Below are 24,491 nucleotides of genomic sequence, written 5' to 3'. Positions count from 1 at the left end.
TTAAATTCTGCCAAAAAATCTTGACTAATGAAGGTTAAACCAATTAAATGTGATGGGCTAAGAGAGTTGTTATCTGATTCTCCTTTGTACAGGAAAATTTTACTAAATCCAGAAATTGCAATAGATCCAAGAACTCTTTATGATTTTGGTTTTCCATTTTCTTGTAATTGTGCCGAAGACCCTCAAACTCACCTTTTAAAACTTGAAGACTATACAATTAAAGAAATGACGGACCATTTGACATATGGTTTTGGACCTGGTGATAGATCAAAAAAATACGGAGAGTACCGGTTACTTGATGAAATTGGTCAAAGGTTTATTGAAAAAGTGATTGGTCAATGCCAAAATTGCAAGAAAGACAACCCTATGTTTTTGATTGAGTTTTTTACTGAAAAAAATGAAGTTGGTGAATACTATTTGTACGGAAAGAAAATCGGGCAAACACCTCCATACTCAGTAAAAGCCGAAGGATACGTTTCAAAGATCCTTAGTAAGGAGAATTTGGATTTTTATAGAAAAGCATTGATGAATCTCTCCGGAAATTATGGTATTGGTGCTTTTGTATATTTTAGAAGAGTTGTTGAATCAGAATTGATAAAGCTTTTAGAGCAAGTTTCAGAATTGGATGATCCAAAAAGCATTAAAGTAAAACAGTTGTTAGAGGAGCATAGATTAACGCATAAAACACCTGATTTACTTGAAGAAGTATATGGGTTTTTACCGGAATCCTTGAAGGGGTTGGGTACTAATCCGTTTAAATTACTTTATGGATCAGCATCTGTTGGTGTACATAAATTATCAGATTCTGAGTGTCTTGAAAAAGCATTGAGTTTGAGATATGTTCTAGATTTTGTTCTTAAAAAAATCTATGAAGAGAAAAATGAAATTTCAGAAGTGAAAAAACATCTTAAGAATCTAAGTATCGATTAAATGACCAAAGCCTCCCAGTGAGGCTTTTTTTATGTCCTTTCCACTCCCCTATGCTCCTCCGATATTCGGAGTATGAGCCAGAAGACCGTATATCAGGCGCTGAGTGAGATGCAGGAGCTGTCCAAAAAGGACCAGCCCTTTAGCTTCTCTTTTATGTCCTACTCGGAGACCAAGCAGTCCACGCAAGGGGTCTGCTCCGTTCGACGTGCCAGGCTAAAGCTGACTGACAAGCGGGAGCAATACCTGAATGCCGATGCACTGATCGAATACATCGACCTGGACACGCTGGAGCATCGCCGATTCTACATCCCTGCGCTCATGACTTTCAACGGACAAAGACTCATCCTGACATGACGCAAGAAGTGAAGAAAATCGGGGAGACCCGTGTAGTGCATACCAGCGCCGGGGCTTTCGCCTTTGGGACGACACCCGAGGGGACATTTGACCAGCTCATGGCCCTCTCGAAGGGGACAGACTGGGAGTCGGATCCTTATCTGCTGAATGGAGCTCGGCTCGTACCCTACGGGGCAAACAATGACCTGCCCGTCCAGATCCGCAAGATCATGGACAAAAACAATCTTGCGCCCGGCATCATCGAGCGGGAGATTGGTCTGCTTTACGGGCAGGGTCCGGCACTCTACCGGCTAGTCTATCAGGATGGCTATATGATGCGCGAGTACCTGGAAGATGCGGAGATCCAGGACTGGCTCGACAGCTGGGACTATCGGCGATTCATTGACATGGCCATGGTGGAGTTCAAATATCTGAAAGGGGTATTTGTGAAACATATCCGCAATCGAGGTCCACGTATAGGCGGTCAGGGCATGATCCGCCGCCTGCAGGTGATCCCCGGCACGGATGCCCGGCTTGAGTGGCCAGAAAATCCCCTACCCAAGCGGCTCGAAAACGTGAGGAGGATCTATACCGGCGACTTCGAAAATCACTGCCTGCACTCAGGGATGACTCCCTATCCGGTATATAATCCCGCGGATCCCTTCCGCCATCGGGTTTCGATCAGCTATCACAATAAGTATTCTTTTGGCCGCAACTTCTACAGCACACCGAGCTATTTTGGTTCGCTCAGTTGGATGATGCGGTCTTCGGATATCCCCGAGGTCCTGGCCTACCTGAGCGAAAACGGGATCACTTCAGCCTTTCACATCCATGTGCCGGAAAAGTATTGGACTGATAAGCGGGAGAAGCTCGAGAAAAACAATCCTACGCTCGATGATGCCAAGATCGACGCCATGCTGGAGGAGGCAAAAACTGAGCTTTTCAACAAGATGGCCTCTGTACTGACCGGCAAAAAAAACGCAGGCAAATTCATCGAGACCACGGACTTCTATGACGAGGATGGCAATCTCTGCGAGTGGAAAATTAATGCGATCGATCAGAACGTGAAGACCTTCATCGAGGCGCAGCTGAAGATCAGTGAAAAGGCCGACTCGGCCATCACCTCCGGGATGGGACTGCATCCTTCACTTTCCAATATCATCGTGAATGGTAAGATGAGCTCCGGTTCAGAGATGCTTTACGCTCTGAAGCTCTACATGGCCAGCGACACGACTATCCCAGAGGAGGTCGTATTCGAAGCAATCAATCAGGACATTCAGGCAAATTTCCCCAATAAAAAAGGCATCCGCATGGGCTTCTACCATCACACGGTGATGCGTGAGGAGAATGTGGCTCCCGAAAAACGAGTAGTCAACACAGTAACTGAATAGCTATGATGCTGATCAACAAATCCGGAAACGGAGCCGAAGAACTGCAGCAGCTCACCAGCTCCTTCTATGCCAACAATGACTTTGACCGGGCGCGCACGCTCTGGATCCTGGAAGAAAACCAGATGACCAAGCTTGTTGGAGGTGACCTGATGGCCCGTGCTCTGAATCACTACAACAGTGCGGACTTTCAGAAAGAGAATGCATCTGCTGAAGAGGCAAAGAATGACAAGCTCGTCCAGCTCCTGCAGATCCCGATTGCCTATCGGACTACCCTGCGATACTATCAGCTGAACACCGTCAGCCACGAGACCAGCGGGCGCAAAGTGAAGATTGACCGGGACAATGAATCCATGGCTTGGGAGTGGATGATCGACAAAGACGATGATGCCCAGCGCCGCATGGCTCATGAGACCACAGACATGCTGATCGACTGGCTGGAGTCCAACAAAATAGCTGAGTGGATGGGCTCCGAAAATCGGAAAGCCAGCCTTGAGCTATTTGTCAACTCCATCGCCATCTTCCAGCAGGCCTATCCCATGGTCGATCACAGTCAGAGTTTCTTCTATACCGTGGTGCCATTCCTCCGGGAGATTCAAAACCATGTGCTGAAGAAAGCCCTGGGAACCCATTATACCCCCTTGCTGCAGCGCTGGACCAGCGGAGAGACCGAAAGCGGCAGCGGATCAGCAGGAGGGGGTATCCCATCCCTGGATGAGGAGCAGGAGGAGTTTTACGACAGCCTGCTCCGCTACGTGCAGACCGTCCAGCCCTTGCTGGCAATGGTCATCGCAGTCAAGCGCCTGAGCGTGCAGGTCATGCCAGAGGGCGTGGTCCAGCACTTCCGCTCCATGGTGCAGTCCCGTAATGCCTCCCAGATTCCCCTCAAAGATATCCTCGACATACACATCAAAAACCTCAACGATGACGCCCGGGAGCTGCTCGATGATATCAAAGTATTTATTCGATCAGCTGATCCGGATGCGGGCGTGTTTACGGTGCTGCCCGAGAATAAGGAAGAAAACAAATTTTTCCGTACATGAACCAGATCGAGATCCCCGAGCGAAACCTGCAGCTGGAGATCCCGGCGCATTGGGATGAGATGAGTTCTGTCCAGGCAAAATATTGTCTGAGACAAGCTGTCTTGGCTGCCTCCGGAATCATAGATCCTGATGAAGCCAAGGTGCGCTGTCTCTACTATCTCCTGGACATCGAGCGGGATGCCGAGTCCGTGCGAAAAGAACGGCTACTCACCGACCGGCAGCGGGAGGAAAAGTATTCTAGGATCGCGATCCTGTGTGAAGAGCTGATCACATTCCTCTTTGCGGTCAACAGTAAAGGCCAGCTAGAAATCAACTACACTCCCGTACTGAATCACTTTCCCCAGGTCAAAGCCGGAAAAGTGGTTTTGTACGGACCGAGCCACTTGCTAGCGGATCTCACCTTCGGGGAGTTGCGCGCGGCAGTGGAAGAAATGCAGGCCTACTTTGACAGCAGGGAGGAAGATCAGCTCAGCCGGATGATTGCCTGTCTGTACCGCCCGGAGCGGAAAGACTGGGAATCCTGGCAGCGGGCAGAAGACTTTGACGGACGCAGACGGGAGCCCTTCAATCGGGCCAGACTCGATGAGCTGTCCCTGATCACCGCACGGCTCGGGCAGGTGGAGCGCACGGGGATCCTGCTGTGGTTTAGTCACGCCCTCCATTACATCCAGACCGAGGATCTGATGATCAGCGGACGGGAGATCAATCTTTCTCCGCTCTTTCCGCAAGCTATCCGGGAAGATTCCGAGCCGATCCGCCCCGATCAGCGAGGGGCTGGCTGGACAGGGGTACTCTTCCAGCTGGCAGAGCAGAAGGTATTCGGCGAAGTGGACAAGGCCGACAAGACCGGGTTCTTTGACATCCTGGTCTACATGTATGAGAAGCACCTGGAGAATCAAAAAGCAAAAGCCAAACAGAAAAAACGATGAACGTCCTGACCTTCGATACCAAACTGCAGGAGCTCCTGGAAGAGATCCCCGCCATCAAAGGCTATGTCCGGGCCGTGGATGACAATCAGGCTACCGGTAAGCTGAATGACAAGCGAGGCATACAGCTCGTGGCCGTCCTGCCCAGCTACAGCGCCGAGGGTATATCCGGACGGAAGACCGACAGCTGGACCACGCTCTTCTGGGTGATCGAAAAGGGAGATCCCAGTCAGTCCGAAGCCAAAGAGCTGGCTCAATACCGCCGATGTGAGGAAGCCATCCATCAGCTAAAAGACCTGATCATCGAAAGCCAGGAAGACGGCTGCAGTCTTTTCTGGCGGCTGGAGATCGGCAGCATCGTCATCGAGCCCGAGTACAACGCCTTCGGCGGATGGAACGGTTATTTTATGACCGTCACTTTTTAGACTGACTTTATATATAAATCTGTATATTTATCCATGAGCTTAATACATGTCATCATCATAGAGAAAGACGGGATCCGAGAGCTTTACAGCAGTATGCCAAAAGTCTGTGAAGCTCATCCAGAATTCTCTCACAGTTATGCCAGGCTTCAGAAATTTCCCTTCGAATACAAAGGCTGGAAGTTTACCAAAGAAAAAATCAATCCCCATGAACAGAGCCAATAGAAGATCCGAGAAAAAATCTGGGAAGCAGCTGCAAAAGAACATTGTCCAAGCCGGCAAAAAAGTAGAGCGCATAGAGCGTGTGGTATTGGGATTTAATTTCCTGGTGGATAAAAAAGCGGTGGAAATCGATCTGCCCAGCTTGAGCCTTTACCGGGAGCTGATCGGGACTGAGCCTAAGGAAATGGAATCCTGGATGAAGAATGCGTATCTCTACTGCCGGATGAAAAAGGGTATGGCACCTGGAGCCGTACTCTTTTTCAAGGACATTGAAAGCGGGGTGGTGATTGGTCAATATGATGGAAAAAGAGCTATTTTTTAATGAAAAATACCCTGTTTATGGTATTTACTTTTTTCGATTGATAGGCTAGTTTGCAAGCTCACTAAAATTTTTCACAATGAGCAATCGACCAAAACCATTATCTGAGCTCAGCGAAAGAGAGCTGGCAGAGACGCAAATCAAGCTTTTAAGTGCCATTCGAAAGAATTCTGCTAACATTTTGGTGATCCTAGGGATCTTTTTAGCAGTGGCTGTATTAGGAGGGATCATTTTGGCCACCTCATAATACATTCGGGGCGGTAACATTTTCCGGCGATTGTTAGGGGTAGAGCAGAGAAGAGACGGAAAAAGTAGATAAACAACCTGGTGCCTCTCATCCACGGCAATACATCGTATTGAAAAACAACGTGATCGGCGCGCAGCGCCGCCGTGGATGAGAGGCACGCCGCTTGGAGCGCACGGGAACCCCTCAAAAAAGAGTGGTTCACCGCTTCGGGCTATAAGCTCCCGAGAGCTACCCGTTTCGCTCGGGTCTGCGGATTCGCTTTCAGATTTATGGCTCGAAGTCCAAAGGCTATTTCTCAAAGGAAGTGCAAACGAAAACTAAGCCCTGCGCATTTTTTACTCTAGTTGCTTTCTCATGTCTTTGAGAAAGTTAATCTCCCGAAATACGGGTTTATCAAAGGATAAAGTAGAATAGATCTCAATCGTGATTTCTATCTCTTTTTTCATTTCCTCGGTGGTCATGCCCTTTTCTATCCAATGAAGGGCTTGCCATGCGATAAACCCGAAAACCCGGTTTTTTTCATGGAGAATTAAAAAGGCTTTTAGCTTCTCCATCACAAAATAGAATCTAAATCGACCGTCTGGAGGTCTTGGATAGCTTGGGAAATTTGCTCCCGCTTCTCCTTGGCCTCCTGTCGCTTGGTTTTTTCGGCTTCCACCTGCTCAGGGGTCAGGACTTGATCAGCACGGAAAAGAAAGCACATAGGGAAATATTCTCCGTTTCCGTCCTCCTCTGGGGCTTCTTCTCCTTTGGCTTGGGCTTTTTCGGCTCGCTGTGCGCTTAGGGGCTGCCCCCAAATGATCAAGGCCTTTTCACCTTTTTTGATTATGCATCCTTTAGCCTTCCACTGGTGGAAAGTGCCTAATTCCATGCCTTCGGGGACCCTATAGAAGTATTTCAAAAGGATAGAATTAAGCGTTTGAGCGGTCCACCAAAAGGCCTCTTCTGCGGTTTCGGCTTCTTGGATCATTCGATCTTTCAGGCTCCTTGCATCTGCTGACATTTGCAAAAGCTTTTCCCTGTTGGGGTTGGGCTTTCGCTCTCTCTTGGGTGTGTTCTCGGTCTTTGTCATGGCTTAGGCTTCGATTTCGGTTTTTAGTTTGTTTCGCTTAGCGTTGATTCGCTCTAAAGCATAGCCCAAGACTTCCACGACTAGCACGGGGTTTTGAATCTTCAAAACGTCGTCATAATCCTCTCTGTAGCTGTTTGATCTCTTGCTTACTCTCACGGCGAATTTTTCAGAAAAGAATTCGTCTTGCTCGCTTGCCTCTTGGGCATCTTGGCCGATTGTCACTAAAGCCTCGGCGAATCCGTCAAGCTTCGCCAGCTGTGAAATTTTGCGCTGCTTCTCCTGGAAGTAGTTGATTTTTTCCTCAAGGCTTAGCGGTTCGGCTTTGACTTTCGCCCGTAATTCTTCAAGCTCTTTTTTCATCGCTTTGATCTCGGGGCTATCAATTGCAACTACCTTTGATTTGTTAGGCTGATTTGCGGGGGTTTTGGACTGTTTTTCCATGGTGTTTTTTGTTTAAGTGTTATTGATTTGACATATATAAATATACATATATGTATATATAAATGCAAATATAAATTCCTGCTTATCAGTTACTTATGATTAACCCCAAGTAAATTTTGCCTTTAAAAAAGTGCTCCCGAAAGCCCTATTTAATCGAGATATTTTTTAGGCTTTTTGAGTCAAAAAAGGCTGAAAAGTGTCTAGAAACGGCTGAAAATCAGCCTCTTATTTAGAATATTTTTAAATTAATCAGCTGAAAATCAGGCTTTTCCAAACAAATTTTGGAAAACCTGCCCGTTTCGCTGAAGATTGACCCCGACTCCGCCCTCTCCTTGAATTGCAATTGCAAGCCCTTTGACCCCCTGACGAAATATGAGAAACAAAAAAATCCCACCATATTCTAGTGAGCCTGGGCGAACTCCTATGAATAGCACAGACGAGCACTGGTGCGATGTCCCGCAGGACCGCAGGTTTTAATTGGCGTCAGCCTCAGTTCAAGCCACTGGTGGCTCTGGCGGAACAAGCGGCATTCAGCCGCCCGCCTTTTAAAAAGATGCCTGGGCATCACCTATTTTTAGCTCGCGCAGCGCCGTGGGAATAGCAACCTACAGTTGCCCCACCCTTATTACACAGACGAGCACTGGTGCGACGTCTCGCAGGGCCGTAGGCATTTGTTAGGGTTAAGGATAGCAGGGGTATGTCTGATGCGAAGCAAGGACCGAAGCCCCGAATAGCCTGGCCGAATGGCAACCCCCTAAACATTCATTTATTATTATTTAAAAAAAGACCAGATCCTTGTATCTTTCAAACGCTAAAACATCAAACACTAATAGTATGAACCTTAAAAATATGGATCGGAGTCGGGTACCCGTAAGGGCCTGGGGCTTATATCAACGTTGTTTGGTGTGCCTAGCAGCTCCGGTCCACCACATATCATTATGGCTAAAACATCAAAAACGTTCACCATCCAGTACAAACTGGCAAACATGGATCTCTCCAGCCTAAAGAGATTGATCCAAGAGATCAAATCAATTACCGGACTAAAACCCGATAAGATCTTGGATTCGGAAAACAACCCGGTTCAACCTTAAACCTAGCCCTGCCATTTGGTAGGGCTTTTTTCTGTCCTTTCTGGAAATGATCCACCGAAATACTTTAGCCTAACTAATAGGCAATAGGTGGATACGATTGTTAAAAAAGAGTTTGTCAGAAGAATTTTGGAAGACGAGGCAAGCAGGTTTGAGAAAAACCAGGGCTTGGCCATGCGTAAAATTTTAACTTTTCACACTGGCCAGACTGAATCATCTAGGATTTTTAAAGTAGAGACAGCTGATAATTTCGACGGCAAACTGACCATGAAGCACTTGGCTCGTCAGCGATTTCTGGACATCAAAAGAAAAAAGCGGAGCAGAAAGTCAAGACGAATTAGGACTACTCGATACCCGATCCACAATCGATTTGTTTTTGGTCACTTCTACTCCATAGCCAACCGACTAATGGTGGACTTTACTAATGAGGTAGCTGAAGGGATCAAACGTGACCTTAAACTTCCTTAACCATGGGCAAAAAACTCAGAGATGAAGATCTGGTACTGAACATCATTGTCAATGGTGATCAAGGGAAAAAGGAAATCGGCGAACTCGAACGATCGATCAAAGACACAAATTCTGAACTCCGTGCCCTTGAGCGCCAGCAAAAAGCTCTTGCTCAACAAAATAAAAAAGACACAAAGGAATATAAGGCCGTCACTGCAGCGATCAAGCAGAAAAACAATGCTATTTCCCTTGCCGAATCCAGGTTAAAGCAGCTCCGCTCTGAAATGGATATCAATACGATGTCAGCTGCAGATTTGAGGCGAGAGATGAATAGGATCCGAAGACTTCGGGATATTGCCCCTCCTCTGACCGAAGACTGGAAAAAGCATGATGAAAGACTTACTCAAGTTTCTACTCGGTACAATGAGCTTACAGGAAGAGCACAGCGGACCGGTATGAGTATTCAGAATCTAGCTGGAAAATTCAACCACTACATCGGCGTGATCACTGCAGGCCTTGCAACTTTTTATGGAGCTATCTCAGGAGTAAGAGCTGCCATTACTGCTTATGCAGAATTTGATGACAAGGTGGCTGATGTCATGAAAACCACCGGTATGCTTAAAGGTGAAGTCCTCGAAATGAATGAAAGCCTGAAATCTCTCGATACCCGTACTGCACAAGAGGACCTTCTTGGTCTTGGTAGAGTAGCTGGTAAGCTTGGTATAGAAGGCCGGGAAAATGTGGAAGGCTTTATCCGATCTGCAGATAAAATTGTGGTCGCTCTGAAAGAAGATCTGGGTGGAGATGTCGAGGACTCTATCAATGCTGTCGGTAAGCTAGTTGATATTTTCAAAATCGATGAAGAGGTTCCTTTGGAGTCTGCACTGCTCAAAGTTGGTTCTGCAATCAACGAATTAGGAGCTGCATCGACTGCTAATGAGGGTTTCCTGGTTGAGTTTACCAAGCGCACTGCAGGTATGGCTCCATCTGCAAGAATCAGCATTACCGAGATCTTGGGATTAGCTGCTACCTTGGATCAATTGGGACAAACTTCTGAAGTCTCATCTACGACATTCAATAACCTTATTCCCAAGATGTTTACCAATACCGAAGCTTTTGCAAAGCTCGCCGGTATGACGATTGAAGACTTCACCAGGTTATTGAATGAAGATGCCAATGAGGCATTTATCCGGTTCCTGGAAGGAGTTCGGGGAAATAATTCAGGCTTGTCAGAGATGATCAACAATATGGGTGATCTGGAGATCGATGGCGCCAGAGCAACCTCGGTAATAGCTGTTTTGGCAAACAATACCGAGACTCTCAGACAGCAACAGGATTTAGCAAATGTTTCGTTTGCAGAGGGGACCTCGTTGACCGATGAATTCAACGTCAAGAATGAAACTGCAGCTGCCAAGCTGGAGAAAGCTAGAAAAGGGCTTCAGGCCATGGTTGTGGAGCTGGGAGAAAAGCTCATGCCGGTGATGACCATGTCCACCTCAGGATTCTCTTATTTCGTCCGAATTCTAACCAGCGCATTAGACTTTTTTATGCAAAACAAGACGGCAATTCTTAGCCTGGTGTCTGCGGTCGTAGCCTACAATGCAGTGGTGTTCATTCAGAATAAGCAAACTCAGGCCAGTATTCTACTGGCAAAGGCTAAGATTTTTTGGGACAATGCTCAGCTGATCGCTACTCAACTGCTGGCAGCTGCTCAGATGCTTTTAACTGGTAACCTCAAAGGGGCTGCCCAAGCCATGCGAATTGTCAATAGTGTAGCCGCAGCGAATCCTTATGCAGCAGTTGCTGCTTTGGTGATTGCTCTTGGAGTAGCTGTATATAACTGGTCCAAATCTCTTACTGCAGCTGAGAAAGCCCAGCGAGCGGTAAATGATATTTCGAGAGATGCTGAAAAATCAGTCATCAGAGAACGTCTTGAGATTGAAAAACTCATTGCTATTGCTCAGGATAAAACTCGCTCTGATGAGGAAAGGCTTATTGCACTTCAAAAACTCAATGATATTTCACCGAAGTACTTTTCAAATCTTGATCTGGAGACTGTCGGTACTGAAGCTGCCAAGAAAGCTACCGATGAATATATCGAATCATTAATTAGAAAAGCCAGGGTACAGGCAGCTGAGGAAAAGCTTGTAGAGCTTGAAAAAAAGAAACTGGACCTTGCCAAAGACTCTACTGATTTGAGCTTTTGGGAAAACCTTCAGGCCTTTGTTGTTGGTAAATCAAACGTGATATCCTCCAAATTAGCTGAAGGTGCAAAAGAAATCCGAGAGCAAGAAAAGCTTTTGACTGCCTTCATCAAAGAAAACACCGATCGCCCTGATTTAAACCTGAATACTAATTCGAGCAGTAGCGGAGAATCAGCCGAGCAAATCACCACCATACAAAGTCTGAATGAGCAGCTTAAGAAGCTCCAGGAAGCACGCGAAAAAATCAATGTAGCTGACACTGAATCACTCCGCAAAAATGCGGAAGAGCAAAAGCGCATCCAGGATGAATTGGCCAAGTATCAGATTCAGACTACATCGAAAGTTTCCAAAACTAAAGCAGATCAAATTTCCAAGGAGGAAAAAGAGGCAGAGGCATTATTTCAGAAGCAGCAAGAATACCAGCAGCAGGTTTTGGAATCGCAGCTTTCCTTTATCGATCAGGAAAACATAGCCCATCAGCGACGCCTCGAGCAGGCAGGTTTGGCTAGTAAGAACCGAGAAGAAATGACTGCTCAGGAACTCGAGGTTTTGAAAGCCCTTCAGCTGCAGTATTACGATAATCTCAGTCATATTGACGCCCAAGCCATGCAAAAGGCTTTGGATAAGAAGCAATATGCTTTCGAGCGAGAGCTGGAAGCACTGCGTATTTCCCACAATGAGCAATTCAAGGAAATTAAAACCATGGCTCAGGCTAGAGCCATCCTGGAAGACGAGCTTTCTGCAGATGCTTTGGCAGGTCTGCGTAATATGCGTGATGCCCAGCGGGAAATCGATAAGAAGTTCCAGAGAGAGGAAGAAGAGCTGATGCGTCAGCACTTGGAAGGTCTTCAGGCCGAGCTAGAGCAATCAATAGCAACAGGCGCCTTTCAGGGAATTGATCTAGCTGATCAGGTGCTTTCCGATGAAGAAGTTCAGGTACTGGAGGAAAAGCTGTCCCAAGTAAAGCTGCTGCTTTCTGAAATCGGATTGGGATCCGGTACCGAAATCGCAGAAGACCGCGGATTGAGAGCCCGGAATGTTGATATTCTCGGCTTTGCTGCAGAGGATTGGGAAATCTTCTTTGAACGCCTGGAATCAGGAAAGACGGGTATCAATGAGCTGGTCATGGGAGCGCAAGCCATGATCTCCGCCTATGCCCAATACGTATCCTTTGTCAATGCCGGTGAGCGGCGCGAATTGGCGGAGTTCGAAAAGTCCAATGAGAAGAAAAAACAGGCCCTGAAGTCCCGACTTGATCAGGGCTATATCTCACAAAACCAATATACCCAGCAGGTGGCCGCACTCGATGCGGACCTGGAAAGAAAGAAGGCGGAGCATGACCGCAACGCTGCAAAGCGTGAGCGCAACGTTGCCTTAATGTCCGCCATCGTCAATACGGCTTCGGCGATTGCTGCTGCCCTTCCCAATGTTGCCTTGTCGATCATAGTAGGTGCTATGGGTGCCATGCAGATCGGTACGATCATGCGGACACCATTGCCCGAGATTCCGGGAGCGGAAGATGGAGGGTTTCTCGATGTGGTCCGCTCGCAGGATGGGAGACGCTATCGGGCGAGAAAGAAGCCCAATCACCGGGGCTTTGTGGACAGTCCGACCGTCATCACCGGCGAGTCGGGACGGGAATTTGTCGCATCCAATGAGGCAGTGAATAATCCCACCGTGGCACCGGTACTCGATGCGATTGATACGGCTCAGCGCCTGGGACAGATCTCCTCGCTGAATCTCTTCCGTGTCCTGGAAGAAAACCGGGAGCTCCGCAGATCCATACCCGGAAGGCAGAAAGGCGGTCGGCTCTCTTCTGATATTCCGGAGGCCTCTCCTTCGGGATCGGGTCTCGGCATGGGACTATATCCGGAGATGATGGCCCTGATCAAGTCGAACACGAAGGCGATCAATCAGCTCAATGAGCGGCTTCGAAGACCGATCGCCGCGGATGTGAGCATCACCGGCAAGCGAGGACTCGAGGAGCGGCAGAAGGAATTGGAGGTTATTCGTAAAAACGCCTCACTATGAGTGTATATATCAAAGTAAACGGACGAAAGCTGGATCTTCCGCTGGACTTCAATGTGGAGCTGGTCATAGAGAACCCGATTCTTATTCAAAACAGGACACCTTTTCCCTATACCACCAGCTTTGATTTCCCGCTGACTGAGAATAACCGCAAAGTCTTTGAGCACCCGGACCGGGTCAACCTGGCCAATCGATCCTGGGAATATTCCGGATCAGTGATGGGAATGAGTGCCTTGGTACTATACTATGGCTCGCTGATCATTCAAGAAATTGGTGGAAAACTCAAAGCCAATTTTCAGGCGGTAGACAATCTGGCTAAAGCCCGTCAGCCGATGAATGAGCTGGATCTTGGCCGATACGAATTCGGTGAAGCGGACTTTGAGCATCGGACGGAGGACTTTCCCGGAGTCGGACAGCCTCGGTACAATTACGGCTTGCTATTCTTTGAAGCACATCAGAATCAGCATGTCTTTACTGCCGCTCCGATCCGGCAGAGCGGTAGTAGAGAAACCCGCTCCTTTGACGGCACAGAGCTCTTTGTCAACATACTTTTCGGACAAAATAATTTCTTCAATGCCTGGGCATTTATCGGGGGAAATGATACCCGACTCAAGGAGAATATCGTTCCCGGTGAGCTGGCGATTCCCACCCATACGGTGATGTATCCGCAGATCCGGCTTTCGGAGCTCTTCAAGATCGTGCTGGATCTGCCCGATGAGGAGAATCCTTTCCTTGATGAAGAGCTGTCCAAGCTGGTCTTGACAGCGCACTATCATCCCAATTTCCGGGATGATATTGTGATCAAGTGGAAGGGGATTTTGGTGGATAATGATTATCCCAACCCTTCCTCTCCGGTTGAGGAGTTGTATTTCAATCTCGGGACCTTTCAATCGACTGTCACCGCGGCAGATGTACTGCACTCGGCCATGAATATGTTTTGCATGACGCTGTTCCGCATCCAAGACGGACCGACTACCCGCTTTCAGATCAAATACAACCGGGATCTGATAAATGATGAAAGCTTTCAGGATTGGAATTCCCAATTGGCCTCTAGGTTGGTGCTTTCGCGAGAACCGGCACAAAACTATGTCTATGGCTATCAGGAATTCTCAGAGAAGCGACCCGAGATCGATCCGGAGTTTGTACTCGGTACGATACAGGAGCTCCTCGATGCGCCGGTGGATCCTGACACGCTAGAGCAGGTGTATTACATTCAGACCACCCGGCAGCTGATCCTCAAGAAGCAAAGCCTCTATTGGGATGCGGATCCCCAGCTCAACAAGTACAGCTATGAGGTGAAGAATCACGGCCTTTTTGGCTCGGTGGCCAAGGACGGGTTTGATATTTCCGTTTCTCTGGGCCCATTGCAGATGGTGCCTTCGGACAATCTGCAGGACTTTCGGAATTCAGATTCACCAGTGGATCTCTATCCACTCTATCAGCCCCTTTTCTCGGGCTCCAAAGATCCTAGCTACAAGCCTTCGATCATGCTCTATCAAGGCCTGACGCCTAACGGCAGCTTTGGCAACGAACTCGTGGATTATCCCTATCTATCCTATCACAACTATGCTCCCACCGGTATCCGGATGGGAGAGCTTTCCCTGGCATGGGAAGGGGCTGACGGTTTGATTTTCAACTTTCACAAGCAGTTCAAGGAATGGGTGGAGAGGGACCGGCTCCGGGCTTTTGGTAATCTGATCTTTACAGCCAGTCAGATCAAGCGGATCGACGCTCGAAAGAAAGTACTGCTCAGGGGTAAGCTGTGGTGGATCGAAAAGCTGACGATTCCAATCGGCAAGGACGAGGTCTTTCTCGCGCGATGCGAATTCATTGAGGCTCCGATACCAGGTGAAGGTGAGCCTAGCTACAGTGATGGATCGGTATGGGAGCCGGGATCCAGTGTACCTGTACCGCCGACTGGTACCTGCTACACGATTTCGATTGATACGCTGACTTTTGATCCGATCACAGACGACTTTGATATACAGATCAGGCGACCTGCCGGGAGTCTACTCACGCAAAATTACCTGCTCTATGACCAGTTCCAGGATGGAGATGACACGCTCATTGTGGTCTGCTCCGAAATCACACCGGTACTGATCCAGGGAGGAGAAGGTGTCGAGTCCGTCAATGGAGTCTCCATTTCGGTAGGAGGGTCCTGCTCGGATGATGGTGATTGCATGCTATGATTTCTGTCCTTTCTGCAATTACCCACCTGAAGTACTTTGGAATCAAGTTTTCATACATGATCAGAGATTTCGTGCTTCATTCTATCCTACAAAAATCCGCAGAGCTAGCCCATGAGGTGGCCGACAAATCCCGATGGGGAATTTTCTTTGCTCCGATTCTTATTTTCATTGAGCGCTATATTTTTTCAGACTGGCCGTTCCTGATTTGGCTTTTGGTTCTCATCGTTTTGGACACACTTCTAGGTTTTGGTTTTGCCGTCTCCAGAAGACAAGTATCTCCAGGAAAGCTTGCAGGTATTTTTATCAAGTTTGTCGTCTATGGATCACTGATGATACTCGGGCATGTCCTGGAAAACTTTAAAGTTTCGGATGAAGCTATGCCAGGAGGTTATTACTTCAAAATGGTCATCTATGCCGGAGTCATTATTGTCGAGGCTATCAGTATCATGCGAAACCTCGGAAAAATCAACAAAAAACTTGTACCCAAATTTATCCTGAAGCGATTTGAAGGATTCAACGAATCCGGAGATTTCAATGAGCTGACCGGCAAGCCTACGCCCAAGAATACCGACTTTCAATCTCCCCATGGAGATGATTTTTCAGAGCACATCGATCCGGAATACCGGAGAAAAGACGATCCCCGAAGACCTAATGACCAAGATCATGCAGCTGACTACTAATTTCAATTTATCCGAATTCCAGTGCAGATCAGGCGCTCCCATGCCTGACCAGGTATTGAACCACCTTCATTCATTGGCGATGGCACTTCAGATCATTAGGAATGAGTTGAAGGCTCCAATTACCATCACATCAGGATACCGATCTCCAGAGCATAATTCTAGAATCGGAGGAGCCCAAAACTCCATGCACATACAAGGCAAAGCAGCCGATTTTAAAGTCTATGGAAAAAACCCTAGAGCGGTAGCCGCGATTATTGAGCGATTGATTTCTGAGGGAAAGATTCCTCAAGGTGGGCTCAAGGCTTACAGATCATGGGTTCATTATGACATCAGGGGGGTCAGAGCACGATGGTGATCAGGGCGAGAAATCTATTCCTGCTCTGCATTCCCCTGTTCTTTTGGGCCTGCGGAGCAAAGCAGACTATCACAGGCGTGGAGCGTGTGTATCGGGACACGACTATCATCGTGGAGAAGCTCGTGCCGATTGATGTACCGGGATCTACGATCCAGTCACCTACGATCAATATCGATTCGCTGGTCACCTTACTTGGGAGCGGAGTAGATCCCAAAGTGATCGAGCGAACGCTTATCCGGGAAGATCCCGAAACCAAACTGAAGGTCGGGATACTCATCGATGAGATGGGCAACCTGACCGCATTGTGTGAGCAGCAGGAGCGGATCATTGAGACGCTTCAGCGCGAAATCACACGCCTGCAGTCTGAATATGAGCGGGTGACGGTAGAGGTCTCTAAAACCTGGATCCAACAGCTCTGGCATGACTTTAAGCAGCTGATCATCGGAGCATTGCTCCTGATAGCATTTCTGACTATTCGAAAATTTCTTACCTAAACTTCATACACCATGAAAAACCTGATTACCAAAATCGCTTTGACCCTGCTGATAGCTTTGGCAGTGTTACCCATCCTGACCGGATGCAAGTCATCCAGTCTCGTCTCGGTCACCAAGACCGTGCAGCCTGCTTACCCGCTTTTGACAGCTCCGCTGGAGGTCAATGGGGCATCCGTGATGATCGATATCGAAGATACCGGTCAGCGTAGTGATGCAGCCTACCAGGCAGGACCTCAGGCTATCTCCATCATTTACTTTGAGTATGTGAAAGGGGTCAAATTTAAGGTCTTAGAAGACTATTCGGCCATCCCGGAAGGGAAAGTGGCCACTTCGCTAGGACCAGAAGAGATCTCCGAGTCTAAGAAGGGGGAGAAAGTCATTATCAAATATCCGCTATACTATCCAGACGGATCGAAGACACTCAAATTCAAACCACTCTACACCAGCAACTGATCGGATTAGATGGCCTTGACGATTCTTCAGCAGCCGCAGTCGCTGACCTTTGTCGGTAATATCCCCGAGCTAATTGTCCAGACGGACGGGCTCGGGATGACTGTAAATATCAGCAAAGGCGCGACCCTTATCCTTGCCGAATATTACACGGCAGATGATTTGGGGCGTAGCCGCGTACTGCTGCGTGAATTCTTGGACGAATACCTTCACTTGGATCTTCCTGGTGAAGTGGATCTCTATGAGCAGACCCGCTCATTTGACACTTTTACCGTGGAGATCATCTCCGGAGAATTCACCGAGGAAATTACCTTTACGGCCATCAAGGGCGGTTCCTCTACGCTGAATTTGGACTGTGCATCCTTCTTGAAGGAATCCTGGCTCACCTGGCAGCCCCAAATTAAGAAGGTCAAAGATGTGCAAGTCGAATGGCTGAGCTTCTTTACCCAGCAGGCAGCTTTGGTTAAGATCAAGGGGTATTTCCCTGGAGGGACCTCTGAGACCAAAACACTGCACAACCTAGCTACAGGTAAGCATTATACGATCAACATGACCTATTCCGATCTTCGGAATGAGTTTGTGGATCAACCCATCTACATCGACGTGTGGGTGGAAAATGACGGAGGAGAGGCCTTTTCGACTTATGTGCAGCGCTATGTGCTTACGGATGAGTTTTTTGAATGGGATGATTTCTTCCTATTCAAAAACTCGGTCGGCGGTTTGGATACCATCCGTCTCACGGGTGAGCGTGAGTCTACCAATCCCATCGAAGTCGACGCAGCACTGTTCGATGATGAATATGAGCGGGACTACCAGGTCAATCCCCGATTAGCCTTTGAGAAAAACACAGGCTTTTTTCGCAGTCGGGCGGAGCTTCTTTGGACGATGGATTTCTTCCAAGCTAAAGAAAAGTACTTCCTCTTAGAGGAAGCCTTTACAGAGATCCGGCTGCTCAATCCTGAGTTCAACGCTCCGGAGAATACACTGACAAGTCTGGATTTCAAATTCAGCTATACCCGACAGACGATTTATCTCAGTCTTTTTAAAAAAAAAAGTCCCCTCATTGATCCAGTGATCATCGGGCCGGGGGATGATGATTTTTACCTGCCTCCGAATATTGGCGAATTCCCCCAGCAAAGCGATCCTTCTGGATTGCTTTTCCCAGTGCAAAAGCCCGGTACTCCGGGCTGGTTTTTCATAACCTGGGAAAACATTCTGGCGGATATTTTGGAGAATATCCCTTCCGGGAATCACAACGAGTTGGCCGGCCTCCAGGGAGGAGATTCTCCAGAAGGAGAATACTTTCACCTAACCGCTGAGGAGCTGCAGAAGGTGAAGGATCTTCAAGATCCAGCTGCAGTAGATGGAGTATCTCAGACTGGTATATTGAATTTCAATAGTCCTACTGATGTAGATCTCAATGGGTGGGCATGGATTATCGATGGATTTGAATACATAGGAGGAGATCAAAATATCACTGGGACCACTGGCACTCCCTCTAATTTCAATCGAGTAGATTATGCAGTGGGAGACAATAATGGGGACATCTTATGGATCTCTGGACCAGAGGATCCGGACCAGCTGATAGATCCTTCCATCCCTGTAGGGACCATCTTGCTTGCTAGGGTTATTCGGACTCCTGCAGGTGACAATACTCCAGAAGTCACTCCGGAGGATCTGACTGACTTTGTATCCAAATCAGCTCCAGGCAATCAGACCATCCTATCATCCATCACCTTGGCCAGCTTGTCAGATCCGGGCAGTCCTTCCAATCTGATCCAAGTCAATACCAATGGTAAAATAGTAATTGTAAGAGCGGATCGAATAGGATCCTTTGCTACTAGAAATTTGGCAGTAGGATTCTCCAGGCTGGCTAGGATCAATACCGTGGTATCCGGAGGTCCTGCGATTCGTGATTATCAATTCAAGCTCGATATCCTGGCTACACTAGATGGAGATGTCACGCAGCGAGGAGAGCTCTACTGTGCCCTGATCAATGATGGAACAGGAGAGTATGTCAGTAGTGTACTGGAAGTTTCTGGATCTCTTGATCCGGCAGTTTTTACTTTAGTGAAAGTCTCTGCCACAGAATACGATCTGTTTTATCAGCATCTCGATTCAAAGGCCATCCTTATTTACAGACCGTTTGCTCTAGGTCCAGCTGATAGATATTTATTCTATAGGAGAGAGGCAATTATTCCAAGCCTTCCTCCTGGAGACCAGTATTTTTTTAGCCTCTTCATTTGTCCTTTCGATATCGATGGAGGATCTGCAAATTCGATCTACTTAACAACACAAATCATTGACGGCGGCAACGCACAATCATTCACACCATGAGTCACAGAATACAACTTCGCAGAGACAAAGCGGCCTTTTGGGCGCAAGCAGATCCGGTACTAGCACAAGGCGAACTAGCTTGGTCCACCGATACCGGGGAATTAAAAATTGGGGATGGCGAAACAGCTTGGAGCGAGCTATCAAATATCCTGAACCCTGGAGAACCGAGTGATTCCACCAATATCGCTATCTATGACACAGCTAGTGATCTTTGGGATGATCCGGAATTTGGAAACTTCAATGACGGACAATTATTCCTAATCAGAGATTTCTCCAGCGAGCAACAAAATGCAGGAGGAGCACTACTGAGAATGGTAAATGATGGACTATCTGAGCCAGATACTGAAACAGTTTTAATTGGCATTGCATCGGCAGAAGGCCAATTTAGAGCAGTATCTTGGTTAATTGATGATACTTCCAATATGCCTGAGTACACCTTGGCATCTTCGGTAAGTACATCTGTATCCTTACCTACAGGTCAGGTCCGTATCCAGGATGAATCAGGAGATATCAAAATCTATTTCTCTTCCGACACTGATCTTGAGCAGTCGATTGGAAGATATTCTAAATCGGATCATCTTTTTATTGCTTTGAACGACTTGAGCAAAGCAGCTATCATTCGATTAGGAGGTTCAACCGGCGGTCTAGGAGTCAAGAATTACTCTGTAACCATCAGCTCAAATGAAGGCTCTGTAATGCAGGCTCCTGGATTACCGCTACTTGATATTGAGGATATCCTCAATGGAGTGCATGATTTAGATACCTTCATTATTGGAAATGCTGCCAAATCCAATTCATTAGCCGTTTTTGAACAGGAGTCCAAAGCAGAACTACAAGTAAGCGGAACTCTCCAACCAGTTCAGGGAAATGGTGCAACTACAGATCCAGGAAATGGATATATTGCCTTTGACTCACTAAATCTCCAAGAAGTAACAAGGATTTGTATTTCCAAAGCTTCAAATGAAGGACAGGCTATTCTTGATTGGATCCTTGGAGAATCTGATGTTTATGGATCAACTGCTAGTCCAGATAGAGTTTTGATTTTGGATTTCCCAGATGAAAACACAGAATCTTTTATGCTTTGGTTAGGCGATTCAGGCTCAGATCAAGGCGATTATGTTGAATTCGATGTTGCTTACATCGGAAACTCTAACGGAGACGACCTTCATACGTTGCAAGCCGATGAAACGGTGGAAATTTATATGTTGCATACTCCTTACAAGGAGGTGGTCGATCTAAGTCAATTTGTCACCGAGGCGCAAGTGATGGAACTAATAGCTCCATTCACACAGAATCCCATTTCTTTAGGAACTCCTATTGGAGTTCAGTCAGAAATCACACATACAGGCACTGGATATGAAACAATTTCCCAAGTTGGATTTATCCGAGAGGAATTTGTTGGTGCTGTTAATTTTGGAGCACAAATGGTCTTGGAAATAAGTCTGAACTACTATGTCAAGCCAAACGGAACGCAGCCTTTGGTAAGGCTGAAATTGGGCAATATCGAGGTAAAACTTCCATCCGGAAATATCCCTGGAACAGACTCATTCCTTTACTTCGAAGGCACTGTAACTTTGTTTATCAGCAAGCCCGGAGCAGATCTACAGATCAAGGCTCTGACAAGATTCAGATCCTATGAAACTTTTGCCGGAGGAGATCTGCAGGATGATCTGGTTCATTTCCCAGGTGATTATCTCGGAAACGATGATTACACTGTGACAGGTAATTGGGTAGTTGATGGATCTTTCACCGAAACTAATCCTACTTTACAGTTCGATGCAGATTCAGGAATAAAAGCTAGACTAGAAAAAGCCTCCGGGCAGGTCAGTTTGGCCATGTAAATAATCAAAAAGCGGCTCTCGGGCCGCTTTTTATCTTATAATTAATTAAGATTTTTTCCATAATCGAAGACGATTCGTTCAGGGGTTTTTATAATTAATTTTTTATAATCTTCAAATAGGCTGTTAATAAAATCCACTCCATAATCCTCACGAAAACCTGGACCATGAAGATGATGAAGAATCAACATAGCATCATAATAGTTTGGTGACCCAGTCCCTGATTCTTCTGGATTAACATCTTCATGTCGAACTTCATATTGACTGCCTCCTTGTAAAGTGACAATTTCAATAGAACTTGGCTGACCTGTCCCGAAAGGATCAACCAATTGAGTTAAATATTCGCATTTAATTCGAATATTTTCAAAAGATTGTTTTAAGAAATCTAAATCAAGAAATAATAAAATCTCTAAAATACCACCCACACACTTAATTATTGAGTTTTTATTCTGAATAATCCTATCATGAGTAACCTGAACTTGTTGAGCGAATAATAATCCGTTCATAAATAAAACGCGCTCCTCATCTGATAAAAAAGGGACTTCTTGAGATTTTGAAATACCTCTTAGCTCATGAATCCGGACCTCGGTACGAACTACATTGAGCACCAGGTTTTGAAGCCGATCAATTTCCCAATACAATTTTGACCTTACTTCATAGAATTCTTCAATCTTCAATTTTTGTGCATGCTGTAGCAAATACTTTTTCCCTAATCTGTAACCTTTATAAAGGATACATAAACTAAATACTCCTGACATAAAAGTTAAAAAAGCAAAAAATGTATCCATATATTCGTCAATTGTTAAATAAACATCCATTTTTTAAATTTTTATTCCACTTTCCCTTAACGCCCTCAGGCATTCTTGCACCTTGATTTCATTTCCTTGGTCAAGATACGAAATTGCTGCCAGACATAGTTCTTTTAGTTGACGGCCTTTGGCCAGACGCTCATACGGCAGCTTCTGATTGGTCAGTCCTATCCTTCGAATCTTCATCCGGATCCGCTCTTCAAGCTTCACTAGCTCTGCCCTTAGCTGCTCTTCTTCGATTGTCAATCTCCTTGGCAAAGTCATGGATACATAATAAACAATTCTTTTAATGTGAATAGCAAAAATCTATTAACTAACTGAAAACTACCCTGTTTATGGGATTTTTTACAGTCTTTTTTAGTCGAAATTTGGGGGTTCTTTTTTGTTAAACTAAACCATTTCATCCCCTATGAAAAATGATGAGCAACTGGTGAAGGCAGTTAAAAACTTCTTTGAACTTAACTCACATCTATGTCCCGAAGCAATGATGCTGGAGCTTTCATGCATTCGAGATATGATTCCTCAGATCGCATGTAAATGCCACCCACATGAAGATCTCCAGATCACTTACCATCTTATGGACACGTTAGTCCAATTTATAGACGATTGCAAGGAAATACCTTCCTAGGGATCGAAGAGCCTGATCCTTCTAATTTATCGGATCAGGTCTTTTATTTTAACTTTTTCATCTCATCTCTTAGCCTGGCTTCATCCACGTGGGTATATTCCAGAGTCGTCTGGATCTTCTCATGCCCCATCAGCTCTTTTACCACCTCGACCCCAATTCCTTTTCGCAGCGATTCTGTCGCAAATGTATGTCGGGCGACATGGGTAGTTAGGTTTTTCCGGATGTCACAGATCTCAGCGATATCCTTCAGGGTCCGGTTGGTTACTTGCTCTGTGACTGTATTGAAAAGCTTTCCTTTATCGTTGTGGATTAGCCGAAAATGCTCCTCAAGCAAAGGGATCTTGACCTGCTTTTCCCTTCTTCTGGTTTTGAAAGGCACAAATACCAGCATGTCACCATGGATATTCTTCCAGGAGACCCGCTGCACATCAGAGAACCGGAGTCCTGTGATGCAGGAAAACAGGAAATGGCCTAATATCCTAACATGATGATCAGGTGTACTGGATTTCCAATAGTACTTTTTCAATGCCTGCAGCTCTTCCGGTGCCAAATAGGTCTTTCGGTTTTCATATTTGGGCATGGTGTACTTGGAGATACTCTCCAGGTTGACCGAGATCCCTGCCTGATCAGCCCTCCTTGCATAGGTGGTCAGCGTTTTGATTACCCTCCAGGCTGATGATATCCTGATTCCCCCTTTGGTAGTGAGCCAGGCCTGCAGGCTTTCGAGAAAATCTTTGTTGATCAAGCTGAAGGGAATTTCAGACTTGAATTTTCGGATCTTGTTAAGCGAACTGAGATCATTTCTATAGGTCTGATTTGCGATTTTGAAGGCAGCATACCGATCCTTCACGTCCTGTTCGGCCCAAACGAGGAAATCTTTTTTAGCCCCATAGCGGCGATATTCTTTTTGAAACTGCTCAATGGTCAGATTCATATCCGAGTGTCGATAGAACATGAATATCTCATTGATCTTGGCCATTTCTTTATCGGCCTCCATGTTGAGATCGTTGGCGAGCTGATCCCCACGAAACCTAGGCAGGAACTTTCCCCTGGCATTATCAAAAAATCCAACCGGCCAAGAGACCTTCAAAGGCACAGTAGTACGCTTGGATTCGATAATTACCTGAAGATAAACAGAGGCTTCCCCTGACTTATTTGCCCGATCAAAACGGATTCGGCATGAGACAGAAGCTCTCATGACCGGGGCAAGTTTTGTGTGAAAAATTGGAGAAAAGCGGGGTTTTGAAACCCCGCTAATAGTTGATTTTGGCATGCTGGTGAAATTTTGTGTGAAACAAAAATCACCGCATACATCACAGATGGCCCGATTTCTCGGGGGATTGTACCAGGAGCGGGAATCGAACCCGCACGGCCTAAAGGCCACAAGATTTTAAGTCTTGCGTGTCTACCTATTCCACCATCCCGGCTTGCTCTATCTTGCAATAGAGAATTGTCATGGTCTTGAAACAAGAAAGCCCTTGAATCAAGGGCTTTTGAGCGAGAGACGAGATTCGAACTCGCGACCCCGACCTTGGCAAGGTCGTGCTCTACCAACTGAGCTACTCTCGCTTTTTGAATGCTAATCCGTTCGATTAGCTGAT

Annotated in this window: 24 protein-coding genes and 2 tRNA genes; 18 read left to right on the top strand and 8 right to left on the bottom strand. The window is 46.5% G+C overall.

Translation table 11 applies throughout. From position 1 onward, the window contains the following. Window positions 1-27: 27 nt before the first annotated feature. From CDH51_RS11470 to CDH51_RS20055, 9 genes are all read left to right on the top strand, one after another. Window positions 28-930, top strand: coding sequence for a hypothetical protein (locus tag CDH51_RS11470; protein ID WP_100628694.1), 903 nt, complete (start codon window positions 28-30; stop codon window positions 928-930). A 153-nt stretch (window positions 931-1,083) separates the two neighbouring features. After that, entirely contained in the window at window positions 1,084-1,284 is a 201-nt protein-coding gene (locus tag CDH51_RS11465; protein ID WP_232724799.1) for a hypothetical protein, read from the top strand. Beyond that, window positions 1,281-2,654, top strand: a complete 1,374-nt coding sequence (locus tag CDH51_RS11460; protein WP_100628692.1) for a hypothetical protein — start codon at window positions 1,281-1,283, stop codon at window positions 2,652-2,654. Before CDH51_RS11465 ends, CDH51_RS11460 begins: the two co-directional genes overlap by 4 nt. A gap of 2 nt (window positions 2,655-2,656) precedes the next feature. Next, on the top strand, window positions 2,657-3,694 hold the full coding sequence (locus tag CDH51_RS11455; RefSeq protein WP_100628691.1) for a DUF6712 family protein: 1,038 nt from the start codon (window positions 2,657-2,659) through the stop codon (window positions 3,692-3,694). After that, a complete protein-coding gene (locus CDH51_RS11450) occupies window positions 3,691-4,623 on the top strand; it encodes a hypothetical protein (RefSeq protein ID WP_100628690.1) in 933 nt (310 codons plus the stop codon). Before CDH51_RS11455 ends, CDH51_RS11450 begins: the two co-directional genes overlap by 4 nt. Continuing rightward, entirely contained in the window at window positions 4,620-5,045 is a 426-nt protein-coding gene (locus CDH51_RS11445) for a hypothetical protein (RefSeq protein ID WP_026946175.1), read from the top strand. The genes CDH51_RS11450 and CDH51_RS11445 overlap by 4 nt, the downstream gene beginning before the upstream one ends. A 33-nt stretch (window positions 5,046-5,078) precedes the next feature. After that, entirely contained in the window at window positions 5,079-5,267 is a 189-nt protein-coding gene (locus CDH51_RS20060) for a hypothetical protein (protein WP_155847121.1), read from the top strand. After that, window positions 5,251-5,586 carry a hypothetical protein gene (locus CDH51_RS11440; protein WP_100628689.1) on the top strand — a complete coding sequence of 112 codons (336 nt, stop codon included), beginning with the start codon at window positions 5,251-5,253 and terminating at the stop codon, window positions 5,584-5,586. Before CDH51_RS20060 ends, CDH51_RS11440 begins: the two co-directional genes overlap by 17 nt. A gap of 76 nt (window positions 5,587-5,662) precedes the next feature. Then, entirely contained in the window at window positions 5,663-5,830 is a 168-nt protein-coding gene (locus CDH51_RS20055; RefSeq protein ID WP_155847122.1) for a hypothetical protein, read from the top strand. A gap of 335 nt (window positions 5,831-6,165) precedes the next feature. Here CDH51_RS20055 and CDH51_RS11435 read toward each other — a convergent pair whose 3' ends face one another. Genes CDH51_RS11435 through CDH51_RS11425 form a run of 3 tightly spaced genes read right to left on the bottom strand, consistent with a single transcriptional unit; the run spans window position 6,166 to window position 7,343 of the window. Next, window positions 6,166-6,384: a hypothetical protein gene (locus CDH51_RS11435; RefSeq protein ID WP_026946177.1), complete on the bottom strand. Its 219-nt coding sequence runs from the start codon at window positions 6,382-6,384 to the stop codon at window positions 6,166-6,168. Next, the gene (locus tag CDH51_RS11430) at window positions 6,384-6,902 is read right to left on the bottom strand and encodes a zincin-like metallopeptidase domain-containing protein (RefSeq protein WP_157807092.1); all 519 of its coding nucleotides are present in this window, start codon (window positions 6,900-6,902) and stop codon (window positions 6,384-6,386) included. The genes CDH51_RS11435 and CDH51_RS11430 overlap by 1 nt, the downstream gene beginning before the upstream one ends. 3 nt (window positions 6,903-6,905) lie before the next feature. Then, window positions 6,906-7,343, bottom strand: coding sequence for a hypothetical protein (locus CDH51_RS11425; protein ID WP_100628687.1), 438 nt, complete (start codon window positions 7,341-7,343; stop codon window positions 6,906-6,908). 1,178 nt (window positions 7,344-8,521) lie between these two features. Between CDH51_RS11425 and CDH51_RS11420 the strand changes: the two genes are divergently transcribed. From CDH51_RS11420 to CDH51_RS11380, 9 genes are read left to right on the top strand one after another with little or no spacing between them, the layout of a single operon-like run. After that, complete coding sequence (locus tag CDH51_RS11420; protein WP_100628686.1) at window positions 8,522-8,899, top strand: hypothetical protein; 378 nt, start codon at window positions 8,522-8,524, stop codon at window positions 8,897-8,899. 2 nt (window positions 8,900-8,901) lie between these two features. After that, window positions 8,902-13,113: a phage tail tape measure protein gene (locus CDH51_RS11415; RefSeq protein ID WP_100628685.1), complete on the top strand. Its 4,212-nt coding sequence runs from the start codon at window positions 8,902-8,904 to the stop codon at window positions 13,111-13,113. Beyond that, window positions 13,110-15,299 (top strand): hypothetical protein, encoded by a 2,190-nt coding sequence (locus CDH51_RS11410; RefSeq protein WP_100628684.1) that lies wholly within the window; start codon window positions 13,110-13,112, stop codon window positions 15,297-15,299. The genes CDH51_RS11415 and CDH51_RS11410 overlap by 4 nt, the downstream gene beginning before the upstream one ends. A 56-nt stretch (window positions 15,300-15,355) precedes the next feature. After that, complete coding sequence (locus CDH51_RS11405; RefSeq protein WP_157807091.1) at window positions 15,356-15,979, top strand: phage holin family protein; 624 nt, start codon at window positions 15,356-15,358, stop codon at window positions 15,977-15,979. Continuing rightward, window positions 15,963-16,334: a D-Ala-D-Ala carboxypeptidase family metallohydrolase gene (locus CDH51_RS11400; protein ID WP_100628682.1), complete on the top strand. Its 372-nt coding sequence runs from the start codon at window positions 15,963-15,965 to the stop codon at window positions 16,332-16,334. The genes CDH51_RS11405 and CDH51_RS11400 overlap by 17 nt, the downstream gene beginning before the upstream one ends. Then, on the top strand, window positions 16,328-16,828 hold the full coding sequence (locus tag CDH51_RS11395) for a hypothetical protein (protein WP_100628681.1): 501 nt from the start codon (window positions 16,328-16,330) through the stop codon (window positions 16,826-16,828). Before CDH51_RS11400 ends, CDH51_RS11395 begins: the two co-directional genes overlap by 7 nt. Window positions 16,829-16,840: 12 nt before the next feature. After that, a complete protein-coding gene (locus CDH51_RS11390; RefSeq protein ID WP_100628680.1) occupies window positions 16,841-17,281 on the top strand; it encodes a hypothetical protein in 441 nt (146 codons plus the stop codon). Between the two features lie 9 nt (window positions 17,282-17,290). After that, window positions 17,291-19,615 carry a hypothetical protein gene (locus CDH51_RS11385; RefSeq protein ID WP_100628679.1) on the top strand — a complete coding sequence of 775 codons (2,325 nt, stop codon included), beginning with the start codon at window positions 17,291-17,293 and terminating at the stop codon, window positions 19,613-19,615. Next, window positions 19,612-21,456 carry a hyaluronate lyase N-terminal domain-containing protein gene (locus tag CDH51_RS11380; RefSeq protein ID WP_100628678.1) on the top strand — a complete coding sequence of 615 codons (1,845 nt, stop codon included), beginning with the start codon at window positions 19,612-19,614 and terminating at the stop codon, window positions 21,454-21,456. The genes CDH51_RS11385 and CDH51_RS11380 overlap by 4 nt, the downstream gene beginning before the upstream one ends. 41 nt (window positions 21,457-21,497) lie before the next feature. On the opposite strand, the gene CDH51_RS11375 is transcribed toward CDH51_RS11380, so the two are convergent. From CDH51_RS11375 to CDH51_RS11350, 5 genes are all read right to left on the bottom strand, one after another. Further along, window positions 21,498-22,271 (bottom strand): hypothetical protein, encoded by a 774-nt coding sequence (locus CDH51_RS11375; protein WP_157807090.1) that lies wholly within the window; start codon window positions 22,269-22,271, stop codon window positions 21,498-21,500. A 3-nt stretch (window positions 22,272-22,274) separates the two neighbouring features. Continuing rightward, window positions 22,275-22,526: a hypothetical protein gene (locus CDH51_RS11370; protein WP_157807089.1), complete on the bottom strand. Its 252-nt coding sequence runs from the start codon at window positions 22,524-22,526 to the stop codon at window positions 22,275-22,277. Between the two features lie 407 nt (window positions 22,527-22,933). Beyond that, entirely contained in the window at window positions 22,934-24,088 is a 1,155-nt protein-coding gene (locus tag CDH51_RS11360; protein WP_198514298.1) for a site-specific integrase, read from the bottom strand. Window positions 24,089-24,233: 145 nt separating this feature from the next. Continuing rightward, window positions 24,234-24,317 (bottom strand) — tRNA-Leu (locus CDH51_RS11355). Between the two features lie 69 nt (window positions 24,318-24,386). Next, window positions 24,387-24,459 (bottom strand) — tRNA-Gly (locus CDH51_RS11350). Between the last annotated feature and the right edge of the window lie 32 nt (window positions 24,460-24,491).

This window comes from Algoriphagus formosus (assembly GCF_002807035.1).
GTDB classification, from domain to species: domain Bacteria; phylum Bacteroidota; class Bacteroidia; order Cytophagales; family Cyclobacteriaceae; genus Algoriphagus; species Algoriphagus formosus.
Note: the sequence above shows the minus strand (reverse complement) of the source record. Positions and strands in the feature narration are given on the sequence as shown.